Source organism: Lysobacter zhanggongensis (assembly GCF_046638635.1).
Lineage (GTDB): Bacteria > Pseudomonadota > Gammaproteobacteria > Xanthomonadales > Xanthomonadaceae > Novilysobacter > Novilysobacter luteus.
Genome location: NZ_JBJXHK010000006.1, coordinates 42,540 through 55,716, shown reverse-complemented (window position 1 = coordinate 55,716; position 13,177 = coordinate 42,540). Strand labels below are relative to the sequence as shown.

At 70.1% G+C, this 13,177-nt stretch carries 17 protein-coding genes, 2 tRNA genes and 1 other RNA gene; 5 read left to right on the top strand and 15 right to left on the bottom strand.

Translation table 11 applies throughout. The features are described 5' to 3' along the window. Positions 1 to 31 precede the first annotated feature (31 nt). The 9 genes from rlmH to dnaX form a co-directional block, all read right to left on the bottom strand. The gene (gene rlmH, locus ACKVMH_RS02350) at positions 32 to 502 is read right to left on the bottom strand and encodes a 23S rRNA (pseudouridine(1915)-N(3))-methyltransferase RlmH (RefSeq protein ID WP_412699086.1); all 471 of its coding nucleotides are present in this window, start codon (positions 500 to 502) and stop codon (positions 32 to 34) included. 90 nt (positions 503 to 592) lie between these two features. After that, positions 593 to 1,045: a ribosome silencing factor gene (gene rsfS / locus ACKVMH_RS02345; protein WP_412699085.1), complete on the bottom strand. Its 453-nt coding sequence runs from the start codon at positions 1,043 to 1,045 to the stop codon at positions 593 to 595. A 30-nt stretch (positions 1,046 to 1,075) separates the two neighbouring features. Next, the gene (gene nadD / locus ACKVMH_RS02340; protein ID WP_412699084.1) at positions 1,076 to 1,732 is read right to left on the bottom strand and encodes a nicotinate-nucleotide adenylyltransferase; all 657 of its coding nucleotides are present in this window, start codon (positions 1,730 to 1,732) and stop codon (positions 1,076 to 1,078) included. A gap of 28 nt (positions 1,733 to 1,760) precedes the next feature. Further along, on the bottom strand, positions 1,761 to 2,816 hold the full coding sequence (holA, locus tag ACKVMH_RS02335) for a DNA polymerase III subunit delta (protein ID WP_412699083.1): 1,056 nt from the start codon (positions 2,814 to 2,816) through the stop codon (positions 1,761 to 1,763). A 1-nt stretch (position 2,817) separates the two neighbouring features. Beyond that, positions 2,818 to 3,480: an LPS-assembly lipoprotein LptE gene (locus tag ACKVMH_RS02330; protein WP_412699082.1), complete on the bottom strand. Its 663-nt coding sequence runs from the start codon at positions 3,478 to 3,480 to the stop codon at positions 2,818 to 2,820. Positions 3,481 to 3,555: 75 nt separating this feature from the next. Further along, on the bottom strand, positions 3,556 to 3,927 hold the full coding sequence (locus tag ACKVMH_RS02325) for a histidine triad nucleotide-binding protein (protein WP_412699081.1): 372 nt from the start codon (positions 3,925 to 3,927) through the stop codon (positions 3,556 to 3,558). A 19-nt stretch (positions 3,928 to 3,946) separates the two neighbouring features. After that, on the bottom strand, positions 3,947 to 4,543 hold the full coding sequence (gene recR / locus ACKVMH_RS02320) for a recombination mediator RecR (protein WP_215218369.1): 597 nt from the start codon (positions 4,541 to 4,543) through the stop codon (positions 3,947 to 3,949). Positions 4,544 to 4,562: 19 nt separating this feature from the next. Next, positions 4,563 to 4,883 carry a YbaB/EbfC family nucleoid-associated protein gene (locus ACKVMH_RS02315; RefSeq protein WP_215218370.1) on the bottom strand — a complete coding sequence of 107 codons (321 nt, stop codon included), beginning with the start codon at positions 4,881 to 4,883 and terminating at the stop codon, positions 4,563 to 4,565. A 36-nt stretch (positions 4,884 to 4,919) separates the two neighbouring features. Next, the gene (gene dnaX / locus ACKVMH_RS02310) at positions 4,920 to 6,635 is read right to left on the bottom strand and encodes a DNA polymerase III subunit gamma/tau (protein ID WP_412699080.1); all 1,716 of its coding nucleotides are present in this window, start codon (positions 6,633 to 6,635) and stop codon (positions 4,920 to 4,922) included. Between the two features lie 198 nt (positions 6,636 to 6,833). Here dnaX and ACKVMH_RS02305 point away from each other — a divergent pair. Next, positions 6,834 to 6,926, top strand: a tRNA-Ser gene (locus tag ACKVMH_RS02305). Positions 6,927 to 6,987: 61 nt separating this feature from the next. Then, an RNA gene (gene ffs / locus ACKVMH_RS02300) (signal recognition particle sRNA small type) lies at positions 6,988 to 7,084 on the top strand. 36 nt (positions 7,085 to 7,120) lie between these two features. Here the strand turns inward: ffs and ACKVMH_RS02295 are convergent. Both ACKVMH_RS02295 and ACKVMH_RS02290 read right to left on the bottom strand, forming a co-directional pair. After that, positions 7,121 to 7,873 carry an MBL fold metallo-hydrolase gene (locus ACKVMH_RS02295; protein WP_412699079.1) on the bottom strand — a complete coding sequence of 251 codons (753 nt, stop codon included), beginning with the start codon at positions 7,871 to 7,873 and terminating at the stop codon, positions 7,121 to 7,123. 1 nt (position 7,874) lies between these two features. Continuing rightward, entirely contained in the window at positions 7,875 to 8,624 is a 750-nt protein-coding gene (locus tag ACKVMH_RS02290) for a 3-deoxy-D-manno-octulosonic acid kinase (protein ID WP_215218373.1), read from the bottom strand. A 22-nt stretch (positions 8,625 to 8,646) separates the two neighbouring features. Between ACKVMH_RS02290 and ACKVMH_RS02285 the strand changes: the two genes are divergently transcribed. Further along, positions 8,647 to 9,699, top strand: a complete 1,053-nt coding sequence (locus ACKVMH_RS02285; protein ID WP_412699093.1) for a glycosyltransferase family 9 protein — start codon at positions 8,647 to 8,649, stop codon at positions 9,697 to 9,699. Positions 9,700 to 9,714: 15 nt separating this feature from the next. Here the strand turns inward: ACKVMH_RS02285 and ACKVMH_RS02280 are convergent, their stop codons facing one another. Next, positions 9,715 to 10,122, bottom strand: a complete 408-nt coding sequence (locus ACKVMH_RS02280) for a DUF6165 family protein (protein ID WP_412699078.1) — start codon at positions 10,120 to 10,122, stop codon at positions 9,715 to 9,717. A gap of 114 nt (positions 10,123 to 10,236) precedes the next feature. On the opposite strand from ACKVMH_RS02280, the gene ACKVMH_RS02275 reads away from it, so the two are divergent. Beyond that, positions 10,237 to 10,327: transfer RNA gene (locus ACKVMH_RS02275), tRNA-Ser, on the top strand. A gap of 115 nt (positions 10,328 to 10,442) precedes the next feature. Then, positions 10,443 to 11,147: a Stp1/IreP family PP2C-type Ser/Thr phosphatase gene (locus ACKVMH_RS02270; RefSeq protein WP_215218375.1), complete on the top strand. Its 705-nt coding sequence runs from the start codon at positions 10,443 to 10,445 to the stop codon at positions 11,145 to 11,147. A gap of 15 nt (positions 11,148 to 11,162) precedes the next feature. On the opposite strand, the gene dnaQ is transcribed toward ACKVMH_RS02270, so the two are convergent. From dnaQ to ACKVMH_RS02255, 3 genes are read right to left on the bottom strand one after another with little or no spacing between them, the layout of a single operon-like run. Further along, positions 11,163 to 11,909 (bottom strand): DNA polymerase III subunit epsilon, encoded by a 747-nt coding sequence (dnaQ, locus tag ACKVMH_RS02265; protein ID WP_412699077.1) that lies wholly within the window; start codon positions 11,907 to 11,909, stop codon positions 11,163 to 11,165. Between the two features lie 39 nt (positions 11,910 to 11,948). Continuing rightward, positions 11,949 to 12,419 carry a ribonuclease HI gene (gene rnhA, locus ACKVMH_RS02260; protein WP_215218377.1) on the bottom strand — a complete coding sequence of 157 codons (471 nt, stop codon included), beginning with the start codon at positions 12,417 to 12,419 and terminating at the stop codon, positions 11,949 to 11,951. Then, positions 12,416 to 13,129, bottom strand: coding sequence for a methyltransferase domain-containing protein (locus ACKVMH_RS02255; protein ID WP_215218378.1), 714 nt, complete (start codon positions 13,127 to 13,129; stop codon positions 12,416 to 12,418). Before ACKVMH_RS02255 ends, rnhA begins: the two co-directional genes overlap by 4 nt. Between the last annotated feature and the right edge of the window lie 48 nt (positions 13,130 to 13,177).

Here is a 13,177-nt window from a genome sequence, read left to right as displayed (position 1 = left end):
GGCGCCGCGAATTCGCGGCGCCCTTCCCAGGTCAGGCGCGGTGGTACGGATGGTTGGCGAGCATGGCCGCCGCCCGGTACAGCTGCTCGGCGGCGACCAGCCTGACCAGCATGTGCGGCAACGTCAGCGGTCCCAGCGACCAGGATTCGTCCGCCCGCGCCAGCACGTCGTCGGCGTGGCCTTCCGGCCCGCCGATCAGCAACACCAGGTCGCGGCCCTGCCCGCGCCAGTGCTCGAGCCGCTGCGCCAGTTGCTCGGAGCTCCACGGCCGTCCTCGACCATCGAGCGTGACCACCAGCGGCGACTTCGACAACGCGGCGAGCACCCGCGCGCCCTCGTCCGCGGTGGCCCGGGCGACGTCGCGGTTCTTGCCACGGACGCCGGGTTCGACTTCGACGAGCTCCAGCGGCAACCAGTGCGACAACCGCTTGCGGTACTCCTCGAAACCCTCGGCCACCCAGCGTGGCGCGCGCTCGCCCACCGCAATCAGTTTCGCTTTCATCCGGGCATCCTACGGTGCGACCGGTGCACGCCCAAACGCAGGACGGCGCCCGAAGGCGCCGTCAATGCAGGCGATGACGCTCCGCGCGAATCAGTTGTCGCGCAGGTAGCCGTCGTCAACCTGCTCGTCGCTGTGGTCGTCGCCGTACTCGTCGATGCCTTCCGGCGGCTCGTCGCCGACCGTCCACAGGCGCTCGAGCGCATAGAACTCGCGCACCCGCGGCAACATCACGTGGACGACGACGTCGCCCAGGTCCACCAGCACCCACTCGGCCTCGCGCTCGCCTTCCACGCCGAGCGGCATTACGTCCAGACGCTTGGCGAACTTGACCACCTCGTCGGCGATCGACTTGACGTGGCGCGACGACGTGCCGGAGGCGACCACCATGAAGTCGGTGACGCTGCTCTTGCCTCGCACGTCGATCTCGACCGTGTCCTTGGCCTTCAACTCCGCCACCGCTTCGCGTACGGCCTGCAGCAGGTCCTCGACGGCGGGTGGGGGGCTCGGCAGGCGGGTCTTGATGACTTGGGCGGGTGTGGTCAAGTGCGGACTCTGGGAACGGGTGGAGGCGGATTATAACCGTGCCGAGGATGCGTCCCGGGCTGCATACAGGCGGTGACGGGCGATGTAGGCGGCCACCGCCGGGGGCACCAGCCCGTCCAGCGGTTGCCCGGCGGCGACCCGCGCCCGGATCTCGGTGGCCGAGCCGTGCTGGAGCGGCTGGCGCAGTCGCAGCACCCGACCCGCCGGCACCTGGTGCAAGGCTGCGACGGCGTCCGTCCAGCGATCGGCGAGGAATGCCGCAATCGGTCCAGGCAGCACCGAACGGCCGATATCGACGCCAGGACGCTCGGCGACGATGAAATGGGCGAGGCCGAACAGGGCCTGCCAGTCTTTCCAGCCCGACAGGCCCAGCAGGCTGTCGGCGCCGATCAGTAGCGCGACCGGGGCTTTGGGTCCCAGTTCGCGGCGGACCTCGTGCAGCGTGTCGATGCTGTACGAGGGCGTCGCCCGCTGCAGCTCGCGCCGGTCCACCGTGAGCCGCGGCTCACCCGCAACCGCGAGGTCGAGCATCCGCGCCCGGTGGACCGCATCGGCGCCCGGAGGCGCCCGGTGCGGCGGGTCGGCGGCGGGCATCAGCCGGATCGTCGCGTCCAGCCGGTCGCGCGCATGCCGGGCCACGCCGAGATGGCCCCAATGGACCGGGTCGAAGGTGCCGCCGTAGAACACGGTCAACGCAGGCGCCGGGACGGCGACCTCAGGCACGCGCGAGCATCCGGGTCGCACGCGGTTCGGCCACGGCCAGCAACAGCCGCTCCAGCGCAAGCCATGCGTCGGCCGGGTCCTCGCCCCGGACACCACGTCCCTTGGCGATGCGGTCGACCCGCCCCGCCTGCGACACGAACGCATCCCAGCGCGGCGCAGGGTGGCGCTGCAGCGCGCGCTGGTACATCGGCTGCTTGGAGTCCCAGATGCGCTGCGCCTTGAACTCGGTCGACAGGTTGCCGCCGGCCGCCTTGATCCGCGCCAGCGCCGCGGTGCGTTGCAGTTCCATCACCACCATGCCGAGCAGTGCCGGCACGGCTTCGCCTTCGGACCGCAGGCGCGCCAGCATGCGCGCCACCTGTGCGGCCTGGCCGTTCATGGCCGCGTCGAGCACGCGGAACACGTCGAAGCGCGCCGCATCGGCCACCAGGGCGTCCATCCGGGCCACGTCCAGGCGCCCGCCGTCGGCCAGCAGGGCCAATTTGTCGACTTCCTGTGCGGCAGCCAGCAGGTTGCCGTCCACCCGCTCGGCCAGCCGCTGGATCGCGTCGCGGTCGGCCTGCAGGCCACGCGAACGCAGGCGCTGACCGATCCAGTCGGGCAGCTCGTGCGGCTTGACCGGCCAGCCCACCGCGACCTTGCCGATGCGGCCGATGGCATCGCTCCACTTGCCGGAATGCTTCCTCGACCAGTCGCCCGTCGTGACCAGCAGCACCACGTCCGGCGGCGGCGCCTGGCAATAGTCGACGATCATCTGCGCGCCCGGCTTGGCCGGCTTGCCGGAGGGGATGCGCACCTCGATCAGGCGGCGGCTCGCAAACAGGCTCGGCGCGGCCAGGCTCGCGTGCAGGGCGTTCCAGTCGTCCTCGCTCTGCCGGCCATCGAACTCGAACACTTCGCGCTCGTCGATGCCCTGGGCGCGGGCGGCCGCACGCACCGCATCGGCGCCTTCCAGCACGCGCAGGACCTCGGTGCCGGCGATCAGGTACGCCGGCAACAGCGGGCCGGCTTCGAGCTGGGCGGCCAGCTGTTCCGGCTTCAGCTCCATCTCAGTTCGCGGGGTCGGGCTCGGGCGCCGGCTGCGCGGGCGCCTTGTCGTCGGCGGCGTCGGCCGCCGGCGCCGTTTCCACGTCGGGCAACGGCATCGCGTTGGCGGCTTCCATCGCGGCCTCGGCCGCGTCGGTCAACTCGATGAACACCTTGTCGGCGCCGACCACACCGCCCTCGGAGGCGGCCGCGTCGATACGACGCAACACCGAGGCGGCCATCTCCCGGCGCATTTCGCGCACGAGGATGTCGCGCTCGCCCTCGGTGCCGATGGAGGCCTCCGGCACCGAAATGTAGTCGCGCGAGAGTTCGATGTTCTGCCGCGGCACCAGCAGCGTGCCGTCACCATTGCGCAGCTCGAACACCACTGCGTAGCGCAGGCTGAACTCCTGCGCGCGACCGCGCTCGTCGACGCTGACCGGGGTATCGCCCCAGCGCTCGGCCAGCAGTTCCAGGACCGCCGGGTTTTCCGTGTCGGCGGTTGCCGGCGTGGCACCGGCACGCGTCAGCGCCTCGGCCAGGGTCAGGGCGAGCGGGCTGTAGCGGTCGGTCGAGACCACCTTCACCGGATCGAGGTTGTACGGCAGCGCCATTGCGCCACGCAGGTGGAAGCCGCAGGCCGACAGGGCCAGCACGAGGATGAGTGTCGCGAAGCGGAAGGTCATGCCGGCAGTCTGTATGAGGGGAATGGGGGCGGCAAGCAGGAGAACCCGGCGAGGCTTAACCGGGCGCGAAAGCGGTCAGCCGGCGTCGGCGACGCGCTGCGGCGTGCCGAACCTGCCCAGCGGGGCACCGGCGAGCAGGTGCATGTGGATCTGGAACACGGTCTGGCCGCCGTGCTCGTTGCAGTTCATCACGATCCGGTAGCCATCCTCGTCGAAGCCCTGCTGCCTGGCGTAGTTGGCAGCCGCCAGCGCGAGCCGCCCGATGATGTCCGCCTGGGACGATTGCAGGTCGTTGAGCGTGGCGACCGGCGTCTTGGGCACGAACAGCACGTGCACCGGTGCCTGCGGCGCGATGTCGCGAAAGGCGATCAGGTGCTCGTCCTCATGGACGATGTCGGCCGGAATCTCGCGCCGGATGATCTTGCCGAAGATGGTGTCGTCGGTCATGGGTGTGCTCCGGAGTGCTTCAGGTCATCTCGCTGCGGGTGCCGAACGCATGCGACAGCGTCCCGCGATCGACGTACTCCAGCTCGCCGCCCAGCGGTACGCCGTGGGCCAGGCGGCTGGGACGGACACCGTGCTGGCGCGCCAGCTGGCCAAGGTAGTGGGCGGTGGCCTCGCCTTCGACCGTCGGGTTGGTCGCGATGATCATCTCCGATACCTCGCCCTCGGCCAGGCGCGCGCCGAGCCGGTCCAGCCCGAGCTCACCGGGGCCGATGCCGTCCAGCGGGCTCAGCCGCCCCTGCAGCACGTAGTACAGGCCGCGATAGCCGGTCGCCTGTTCTATCGCGAGCCGGTCGGCCGGCGTCTCGACCACGCAAAGCTGGTGCACGTCGCGCGAAGCGCTGGCGCAGGTAGCGCAGACCTCCTCCTCGCTGAAGTCACGGCAGCGCACGCAGTGGCCGATCTTCTCGACCGCCGCGGCGAGGGCATCGGCAAGCCGCCGACCCCCGGCGCGCTCGCGTTCGAGCACGTGGTAGGCCATGCGCTGGGCCGACTTCTGGCCAACCCCGGGCAGGACCCGGAAGGCCTCGACCAGCTGTTCGAGCAGGGGGGACGTCATCGATGCGGAAGCGGCAGGATCAGAACGGCATCTTCATGCCGGGCGGCAGCTGCATGCCCGCGGTGGCCGCGCCCATCTTTTCCTGGGAGGCCGCGTTGACCTTGTTGACGGCGTCGTTGATGGCGGCGGCAACCAGGTCCTCGGTCATTTCCGCATCCGTGATGACGCTGGGGTCGATGCGCACCTTGCGGCACTCCATGCGGCCGGTCAGGGTAACGCTGACCATGCCGCCGCCGGCGTTGCCGGTCACCTCGATGCTGGCCAGTTCTTCCTGCGCGCGCTGCATGTTTTCCTGCATCTTCTGCGCTTGCTGCATGAGTTGGGCGATGTTTCCGCGCATGTTCGTGTACTCGTCTTGTTGAAGGATGGGGCGGTGTCAGGCGGCGTCGTAGGGGCGGATGGAATCCGGCACCAGGCGCGCGCCGTGCTGGTTGATCAGGCGCTGGACTTCGGGGTCGCCCATGAACGCTTCCTCGGCGGCTGCCTGGCGTTCATCGCGCGCGCGCTCGGTACGCTGGCGGAGGGATTGGGCCGGGCTGTCGGCGGTTTCGAAGCGCAATTGCGGGCGGCTGCCGAACACCGGCGCGAGTGCGTCGGCGATCTCGTCCACCAGCACTGGCAGCTTGAGCATCTCGTCGTCGGCGGACAGGCTCAGGCGCAGCACGCCGGCGTCGCTGCCGATAAACCCCGCGTGTTCGGCCAGCACCCGGGCCGGCCCGCGCAGCGTGCTGCCGCCGACCCAGTCGATCCAGCCGTCCTCGTCAACGATGCCGTCGGCGGCGCGGTCGTCGTCGACGGCACGTGCGGCGACCGGCGGAGGTTCGTCGGAAGCTTCAGCAACCGGCGCTGCTTCCCGCTCGTGGATGACCTCGCGGGCAGGCGGTTCGTTGCGCGGTGCAGGCGTTTCGACCGCCGCACGCGTCGTGGCGACCGTCGGCGATGCGGCGTCTGGCGTGGTGGTCGCGGATGACGGCACCCGGGCAGACGGGATACCGGCGCGGACGCCCTCCCCGCCCGATGGCCGGAAGGCCAGCATGCGCAGCACGGTCATCTCGAATCCGGCGCGCGGGCTCGGTGCCAGCGGCAGGTCGCGGCGGCCATGCAGCGCCATCTGGTACCAGAGCTGGACCAGTTCGGGCCGGACCGCATCGGCCAGCGCATCCAATGCGACGCCGTCGGCCTCCATCGCCGCCGCCGGCACCAGCTGGCGCACCTGCAGCCGGTGCAGCGTCTCGGTCAATGCCTCCAGCACGCCGGACCAGTCGGGCGAGAACTCGGCGAGCGCGGCCACCTCGGCCATCAGGGCCTCGCCGTCGCCGCCGGCGAGTGCATTGAGAAGCGCGCCCACGCGGGTACGGTCCACCGTTCCGAGCATGGTGGCCACCGCCGCGTCGGTCAGCTGGCCGCCGGTGTAGGCAATGGCCTGGTCGAGCAGCGACAGGCCGTCGCGCAGGCTCCCGTCGGCGGCGCGGCTGAGCTGGCGCACCGCCCCGGGCTCGACCGCGATGCCTTCGGCCTCGAGGATGCGGGTGATCTGGCCACCGATCTGGTCCTCGTCGAGCCGCTTGAGGTTGAACTGCAGGCAACGCGACAGCACGGTCACCGGCAGCTTCTGCGGATCGGTGGTGGCGAGCAGGAACTTGACGTGCCCCGGCGGCTCCTCGAGCGTCTTAAGCAGCGCGTTGAACGCCGGCTTGGACAGCATGTGGACCTCGTCGATGAGGTAGACCTTCATTCGCCCGCGCGACGGCATGTACTGGGCGTTGTCGATCACCTCGCGGACGTCGTCGACACCGGTGTTGGAGGCCGCGTCGATCTCGAGCAGGTCGAGGAAGCGGCCGGCGTCGATGTCCTTGCAGGAATTGCACTCGCCGCAGGGTTCGGCCGAGGTGCCACGCTCGCAGTTGAGCGACTTGGCGAAGATGCGCGCGATGGTGGTCTTGCCGACGCCGCGGGTGCCGGTGAACAGGAACGCATGGTGGACGCGGCCGGTATCGAGCGCGTTGCTCAGCGCGCGCACCACGTGCTCCTGCCCGACCAGTTCGGAGAAGCGCCGGGGGCGCCACTTGCGGGCGAGGACGAGATAGGACATCGGGATCCCTGGTTGAGCGGCGGGGGGCGGGATTGCGGGCGCGGACGCGCCGCGCAGCCGGTCCCGGCATTGTGCCACGGCCATCGCGCGGCACCTGCGGCCTGGCACGTCGCCCTTGTCCACAGCCCCCGCGACAGCTAGAATTTGCGGCCCTGTTGGCGGCCGGATGCCGCATTCGGGGCTGCGTGGCCCAGGTGCGGAGAGGTGTCCGAGTGGTTGAAGGAGCACGCCTGGAAAGTGTGTAAGCGTCTAAACCGCGCTTCGGGGGTTCGAATCCCCCTCTCTCCGCCAGTTCACGCAGTTTCAGGTTTGCACGGACGCAGCAGCTTCACCGCAACCATCCATGGTGGCCCCGTCGGCCCCTCGCGACGCTAGGTCGAAAACTCCGCCAGGGCCGGAAGGCAGCAACGGTATCGACTGACGCGGGTGCCGAGGTCAGCCGGCGGGGCCATCGCCATTCGCGACGCCGGACGTGCCGAGAGCGCCTACCCCGCCCGCATCGCCGTCGTGTCGCGCAGCGCGACCCGCTCCCCCGGCAGACCGACCCGGTAGCCGCGCGCCGCCAGTACCTCGCCCTCCGCCGCGCTGGCGTAGTGGTACAGCAGGCAGCGCTCGAGCAGCGCGCGCGGGTACTCGCGTTCCAGATCCTCGATCCCGCTGTGCGACGGGTTCCCGTGCAGCGCACAGTCGTGGGCAACCAGTTCACCGGCGTCGGCGAACCGCGCCAGTACCTCGGGGATCGGGCGGGTGTCGCCGGTCCAGACCAGGCTGCCGTGCAGGCGCAGGCCGAAGGCGGTGTCGGGCCAGTGGTGCCTCGTCGGGAACACCTCCAGCCGCACGCCGTCGTGCCAGAACGCATCGCCCACCGGGATCACCTGGAACGCATCCCAGAAGTTCGCGCCGCCCTCGGCCAGCGGGTTGGGGTAGTCGCCCACGCGCTGGTGCAGCAGGTGTACCAGCCGCGCCGGCACGTACACGCGCACCCGGCCGCGCCGCGCCTCGTTGAAATAGCTCTCGACGAACAGCCGCTCGAACCCGGCGACGTGGTCGAGGTGGGTGTGGGTGATGAACAGCGCCCGCGGAGCCTCGCCGTACTCGTCCATGCAGGCGGTCAGGCCCTCGCCGCCGCAATCGATGGTCAACCATGGGCGACCATCGCGTTCGATCGTGGCCATCGCCGAGCCCAGTTCGACGGCCGATGCGTTGCCGACCCCGTGCAGGCGCAGCGACCAGGCCATCTCAGTACCCCTTGGCCCAGGTGCTGTCGTAGGCGCCGCGCAGGCGCGCGAAGTCGCGCTCCACGGCATCGGCCGGACGCTCGCCGCGCACCTTCAGCAACGAGCGCTTCAGCCGGGCGAGGTTGCGCTCGCGCCAGCCGGTGGCCGGGATGTGCAGCCGGCTCCGGTCCAGATCGATCACCCAGCCCTTGCCGGTCGGATCGAACATCAGGTTATGCGCGTTGAGGTCGGCGTGGTCGAGCCCGGCCCGGTGCGCACGCGCCACCAGCCGGCCCGCCTCTTCCCACGGCGCCCCGTCTCCGGCCACCGCGGAGCGGTCGGCCAGCGTGCGCACGTTGGGCAGCCGCTCGATCAGGATCGCGGCCCGGTAGTGCGCACCTTCGCGACGGTAATAGGCGGCGATCGGCCGCGGCACCGGCACGCCCTTCTCGGCCGCCGCCCGGGTCAGGCGGAACTCGGCAAAACTGCGGGTCCGCGCCGCGCCGCGCCACAGGTAGCGGTCGCGGCTGATATGGGCGACCAGGCCGCCGCGCAGGTAGCGCCGCAGTACCGCAGGCCCGAAGTCGGCGTCGATGAACCACGCACCGCCGCGCCCGCCGCTCTCGACCGGACGCGCCCGGTCTTCCCACCAGGCCGGCGTGAACCACTCCGGCTCGACTTGCCGCACCCTTGTGAGGTCGAACAGAATCGCGCCGAACCCGCTGTCGTCCCGGAACGGCGTCAGTCCTTCAGCGGCGTCATACCCCGTCATCTCCCGGAGCATACCAATTCACATCCCGCCCGCACCTGCTTCCATCTGCCTGCTGCGGCTTTCGGCGCTGGGCGACGTGACCCACGTGGTGCCCCTGGTGCGGACGCTTCGAGCGGCGTGGCCAGAGGTCGCGCTGACATGGGTGATCGGCAAGGGCGAGCACCGCCTGCTGGAAGGACTCGAAGGCGTGGCGTTCGTCGAGTACGACAAGAAGTCGGGGCTGGCTGGCATGCGCGCGCTGCGCCGGCAGTTGCGCGCGCGCGGCGGCCGCGCGGATGTGCTGCTGCAGATGCAGGTCGCCGCGCGGGCCAACCTGTTGTCGGCTTTCATCCCGGCACGTGTGCGGGTCGGCTACGACCGGGCGCGCGCGAAGGACGGCCACGGGCTGTTCGTGAACCATCGGATCCCGGACCGGCCGGGCATCCACGTGCTGGACGCGATCGGCAGCTTCTGTGAGCCGCTGGGACTTCGCCAGCAGCAGGTGCGCTGGGACCTGCCGGTGCCGGTGGAGGCGCGTGAGTGGGCCGCCGCCCAGTGGCCTGCCGACGGCGTTCCGGTGCTGATGATTTCCCCCTGCTCCAGCCACGTGCGTCGCAACTGGCTGGCCGACCGCTACGCCGCCGTGGCCGACCACGCTGCCTCACGCGGGTGGCGGGTGGTGCTGTGTGGCGGCCGCAGCCAGCTGGAACGCGATACCGCCGACGCAATCATCGCGGCGATGGCCGCACCGGTACTGGACCTGGTCGGCAAGGACACGCTCAAGCAACTGCCGGCGCTGCTGGAACGCGCCGACCTGGTGATGACCCCGGATTCCGGCCCGATGCACATCGCCAACGCGATGGGCAGCAAGGTGCTGGGGCTGCATGCAGCCAGCAACCCCGCGCGGAGCGGCCCGTACTCGGACCGGCGCTACTGCGTCGACCGCTACGACGCAGCGGCACGGCGCTACCTGGGCAAGCCGGCGGCGGAGCTCAAATGGGGTACCAAGATCGAGCACGACGGCGTTATGGAGCTGGTGACCGTGGACGATGCAATCGCGGCGTTCGAGCGCTATCGCGCCGACCACCCCGCCTGAACCCGCCAACGGAACTCAGGGGGCGCTGCCGCCCTTGTAGTCCTCGTAGGATTTCTCTTCGACATAGGCCGAACCCAGCGCGGTGTTGATCTCGCGCTTGATGCGCGCGCGTTCGTCGTTCTCGAAGTAGACGCTGCGGGCGAGCTTGACGAAGCCCTCGTCGAAGGCCTGCGCCTTTTCCTTGAGGCGGATGTCGTCCTCGATCTCCCACAGCCGCTCGTTGACCGTCTTCAGTTCCGCACGCAGGCGGACGATGTCGGTGCCGGCGGCCGGATGCGCCATCCAGGTCTTCTCGAGCGCGGAGAGCTCGTTGCGGACGTTGGCCAGCTTGGCGGGATCGTTCATGCGCTCGGACTTGATCTGCAGGATCGCGATCTTGTCGAGCAGTTCACCAAAGGACACCGGGACCAGGATTTCGGACATGACGCCGCCGTTCTGACAAAGGGGGCGCCCAGTCTATCGCGCGCCGGGGCCGCGCCACCGGGGACCTTGCCGAGTTGCGCGGTCGCCCGTATCATTTCCGGCTCGACTGCAACCGGAGAGGTGGCAGAGTGGTTGAATGTACCTGATTCGAAATCAGGCGTACGTTTATAGCGTACCGGGGGTTCGAATCCCCCCCTCTCCGCCAGATCGCAAGGGCTGCCTCGGCAGCCCTTTTTTTGTGCGCCTTGCCTCAAGGCCGGCCCGCCCCGATGATTCCGTTAACCATCTGAAGAGCCGACCGCGACAGGCATGATCGACACATGATCGAATTCGGACACCTGACGCACGTCGGCCTGCGCCGCCAGCTCAACGAGGACAGTTACTACGGCGACAGCGAGCTGGGCCTGTGGCTGGTGGCCGACGGCATGGGGGGGCACGAGTACGGCGAGGTGGCCAGTGCGATCGCCCGCGAATCCATCGTCCGCGAGGTGCGCGACGGCACCCCGCTGGCGCAGGCGATCCGGATCGCCGATGAAGAGATCATGCGCACCTCGCGTCGTCGCCACGACGCGCTGCCGATGGGCACCACCGTGGTCGCCGCACGCATCAGCGGCAACCGGTTCGAGGTCGCCTGGGTCGGCGACAGCCGAATCTACCTCTGGCGCGACGGCCAGCTGGCGCAACTGTCGCAGGACCACAGCTACGTGCAGGAGCTGATCGCCAACGGTGCGATCACCCACGAGCAGGCCCGCAGCCACCCGCACCGCAACGTCGTCACCCAGGCGCTCGGGGTCACCGACCCGCGCAACCTCAATGTCGAAACCATGACCGGCGAGCTTCGCCCCGGCATGCAGTTGCTGCTGTGCAGCGACGGCCTGACGGAGGAAGTCGACGACCGCAGCATCGCGCAGGTACTTGAGCAGGACGACTGCAGCGCGCAGGAATGCGTGGACCGGCTGGTCGCGGCCGCGCTCGATGGCGGGGGTTCGGACAACGTGACCGTGGTGCTGGTGCGCCGGCACTGACCGGCGCCAGACCGGTCAGCCGGCCAGTGCGGGCTCCTGCGGCTCGGCCGCCACCGGTTCGGAGAACCGGTCCCACAGTGCCTGCCCGGCCTTCTTGCGCAGCGTCGCCAAGCGGGCCTCATGCGCGGCCAGTTCGCCCGCCGCCACCGCAATGCGCGGCCGCGACCGGGACGTATCGGCGGTGAAGCGCGGTACAGCAACCGCCTCGACCGCCGGCGCCGCCGCGTCGAAACCGATCTCTTCCTGGCCGGAGGTCAGGCCGATGTACACCTCCGCCAGCAGTTGGGCATCGAGCAGCGCGCCATGCAACTGGCGATGCCCGTTGTCAACACCGAGCCGTCGGCACAGCGCGTCGAGCGAGTTGCGCTGCCCGGGGAACCGCTGGCGCGCGAGCAGCAGCGAGTCCTCGACCCGGCAACGGTCGCCCAGGCAGCCGTAGGAGGCGCCGGCCATCCGCAACTCGTTGTCGAGGAAGCCGACGTCGAATGCCGCGTTGTGGATCACCAGTTCGGCGCCATCGATGAACTCGAGGAACTCGTCGACGATCTCGGCAAAGCGCGGCTTGTCGGCGAGGAACTCCAGCGTCAACCCGGTGACTTCCTGCGCGCCCTGCTCGAACTCGCGATCCGGATTGAGGTAGCGGTGGAAGGTCCGTCCGGTCGGCCGGCGTTCGATGAACTCCACGCAACCGATCTCGACGACGCGGTTGCCGCGCTCCCAGCTCAGTCCGGTGGTTTCGGTATCGAGGATGACCTGGCGCATGGGCGTCAGTGTAAGCGAGCCGGCCGGGGTCGCCGACCCTCAGCGCGCATGCACGGCCGCCGCGGTGCGCAGCTTGATGGCCTCGTCGCGGGCCAGCACGTCGACGCGCTCGTTGTCGGGGTTGCCCGAGTGGCCCTTGACCCAGCGCCAGTCGACCACGTGGGGCTGCGCGGCGGCATGCAGCCGCTCCCACAGGTCCCGGTTCTTCACCGCGTCGCCGCCGGAGGTCTTCCACCCGCGCCGCAGCCAGTTGGCCATCCACAGGGTGATGCCCTGCCGCACGTACTGGGAATCGGTGTGCAGCACGACCTCGCACGGCGCGGTCAACGCCTCGAGTGCGGCAATGGCCGCCATCAGCTCCATCCGGTTGTTGGTGGTGTCGACCTCGCCGCCGACCAGCTCGCGCTCGCGCCCCGCACATCGCAGCAGCGCGGCCCATCCGCCGGGACCCGGGTTGCCCAGGCACGCGCCATCGGTGTGGATCTCAACCTGCTTCTTCGCATTCGTCATGCGCGCATTATCGGTGCAGCCGCCTCGCAGTGCGCGTCCGCCGCGGCGGCAATGCGACCGGCCTGCCAACGCAAATGCTGCAGGCGCGCCGGCGGGATGACGGCACGCTCGCGCTTGTTGACCGTGAGCGCGAAGCTCGCCCGCAGCCGATCGGTGGCGCCGACGCCGGCGCCGCCGGAACCCTCGCGCCAGTGCGACCCGATCCATTGCAGACTCACCGCGCCGCCGGGGAATCCGCAGCGCCGCAACGCCGACTGCCAGTAACCCGGATCGCGCGCACGCAGGCCACTGCGCGCCCAGCGCAGGCGATACGGGGTCCACGGGTTGAGCGCGGCAAGCCATAGCGTTCCGCCGGGGGCGAGGATGCGTGCGCACTCACCCAGCAGCACATCGGGCGCGCCGGCATCGTCGAGCACGTGCTGCAACAACACCGCACCAAACGCCTCGCTGGCCAGTGGCAACGGCAGGCCGCAGCGGATCGATCCATCCCACTGCGCGCCACGGCGCAACGCCAGTCCGCGGTTGCCGACCTGGGGGGTCGACGCGGCCCCCACCCCCAGCCAAAGCCGCGGAAGCGCCGGGCAGGCGGCAATCACGCGCTGCACCGCACGCGCTTCGTCGTCGAGCAGGCGCAGGCCCGCGACCCCGCCGAACCAGTCGAGCGGCTCGGCGTGGATCCCGGTTTGACGATCGGGCACGGTCAGGGGCATGGTCGCGAAGCCTCGCCACCGGATGGCGACGGGTCATTCTGCGCCAGA

Coding starts and splice junctions, on each gene's coding strand:
- ACKVMH_RS02325 (WP_412699081.1), bottom strand. CDS start 3,927: ATGACCGACGACACCATCTTCGGCAAGATCATCCGGCGCGAGATTCCG.
- ACKVMH_RS02255 (WP_215218378.1), bottom strand. CDS start 13,129: ATGCCCCTGACCGTGCCCGATCGTCAAACCGGGATCCACGCCGAGCCG.
- ACKVMH_RS02315 (WP_215218370.1), bottom strand. CDS start 4,883: ATGCGCGGAAACATCGCCCAACTCATGCAGCAAGCGCAGAAGATGCAG.
- ACKVMH_RS02280 (WP_412699078.1), bottom strand. CDS start 10,122: ATGTCCGAAATCCTGGTCCCGGTGTCCTTTGGTGAACTGCTCGACAAG.
- holA (WP_412699083.1), bottom strand. CDS start 2,816: ATGGAGCTGAAGCCGGAACAGCTGGCCGCCCAGCTCGAAGCCGGCCCG.
- ACKVMH_RS02290 (WP_215218373.1), bottom strand. CDS start 8,624: ATGACGGGGTATGACGCCGCTGAAGGACTGACGCCGTTCCGGGACGAC.
- ACKVMH_RS02295 (WP_412699079.1), bottom strand. CDS start 7,873: ATGGCCTGGTCGCTGCGCCTGCACGGGGTCGGCAACGCATCGGCCGTC.
- ACKVMH_RS02330 (WP_412699082.1), bottom strand. CDS start 3,480: ATGACCTTCCGCTTCGCGACACTCATCCTCGTGCTGGCCCTGTCGGCC.
- dnaX (WP_412699080.1), bottom strand. CDS start 6,635: ATGTCCTATCTCGTCCTCGCCCGCAAGTGGCGCCCCCGGCGCTTCTCC.
- rnhA (WP_215218377.1), bottom strand. CDS start 12,419: ATGACGAATGCGAAGAAGCAGGTTGAGATCCACACCGATGGCGCGTGC.
- dnaQ (WP_412699077.1), bottom strand. CDS start 11,909: ATGCGCCAGGTCATCCTCGATACCGAAACCACCGGACTGAGCTGGGAG.
- rlmH (WP_412699086.1), bottom strand. CDS start 502: ATGAAAGCGAAACTGATTGCGGTGGGCGAGCGCGCGCCACGCTGGGTG.
- recR (WP_215218369.1), bottom strand. CDS start 4,543: ATGACGTCCCCCCTGCTCGAACAGCTGGTCGAGGCCTTCCGGGTCCTG.
- ACKVMH_RS02270 (WP_215218375.1), top strand. CDS start 10,443: ATGATCGAATTCGGACACCTGACGCACGTCGGCCTGCGCCGCCAGCTC.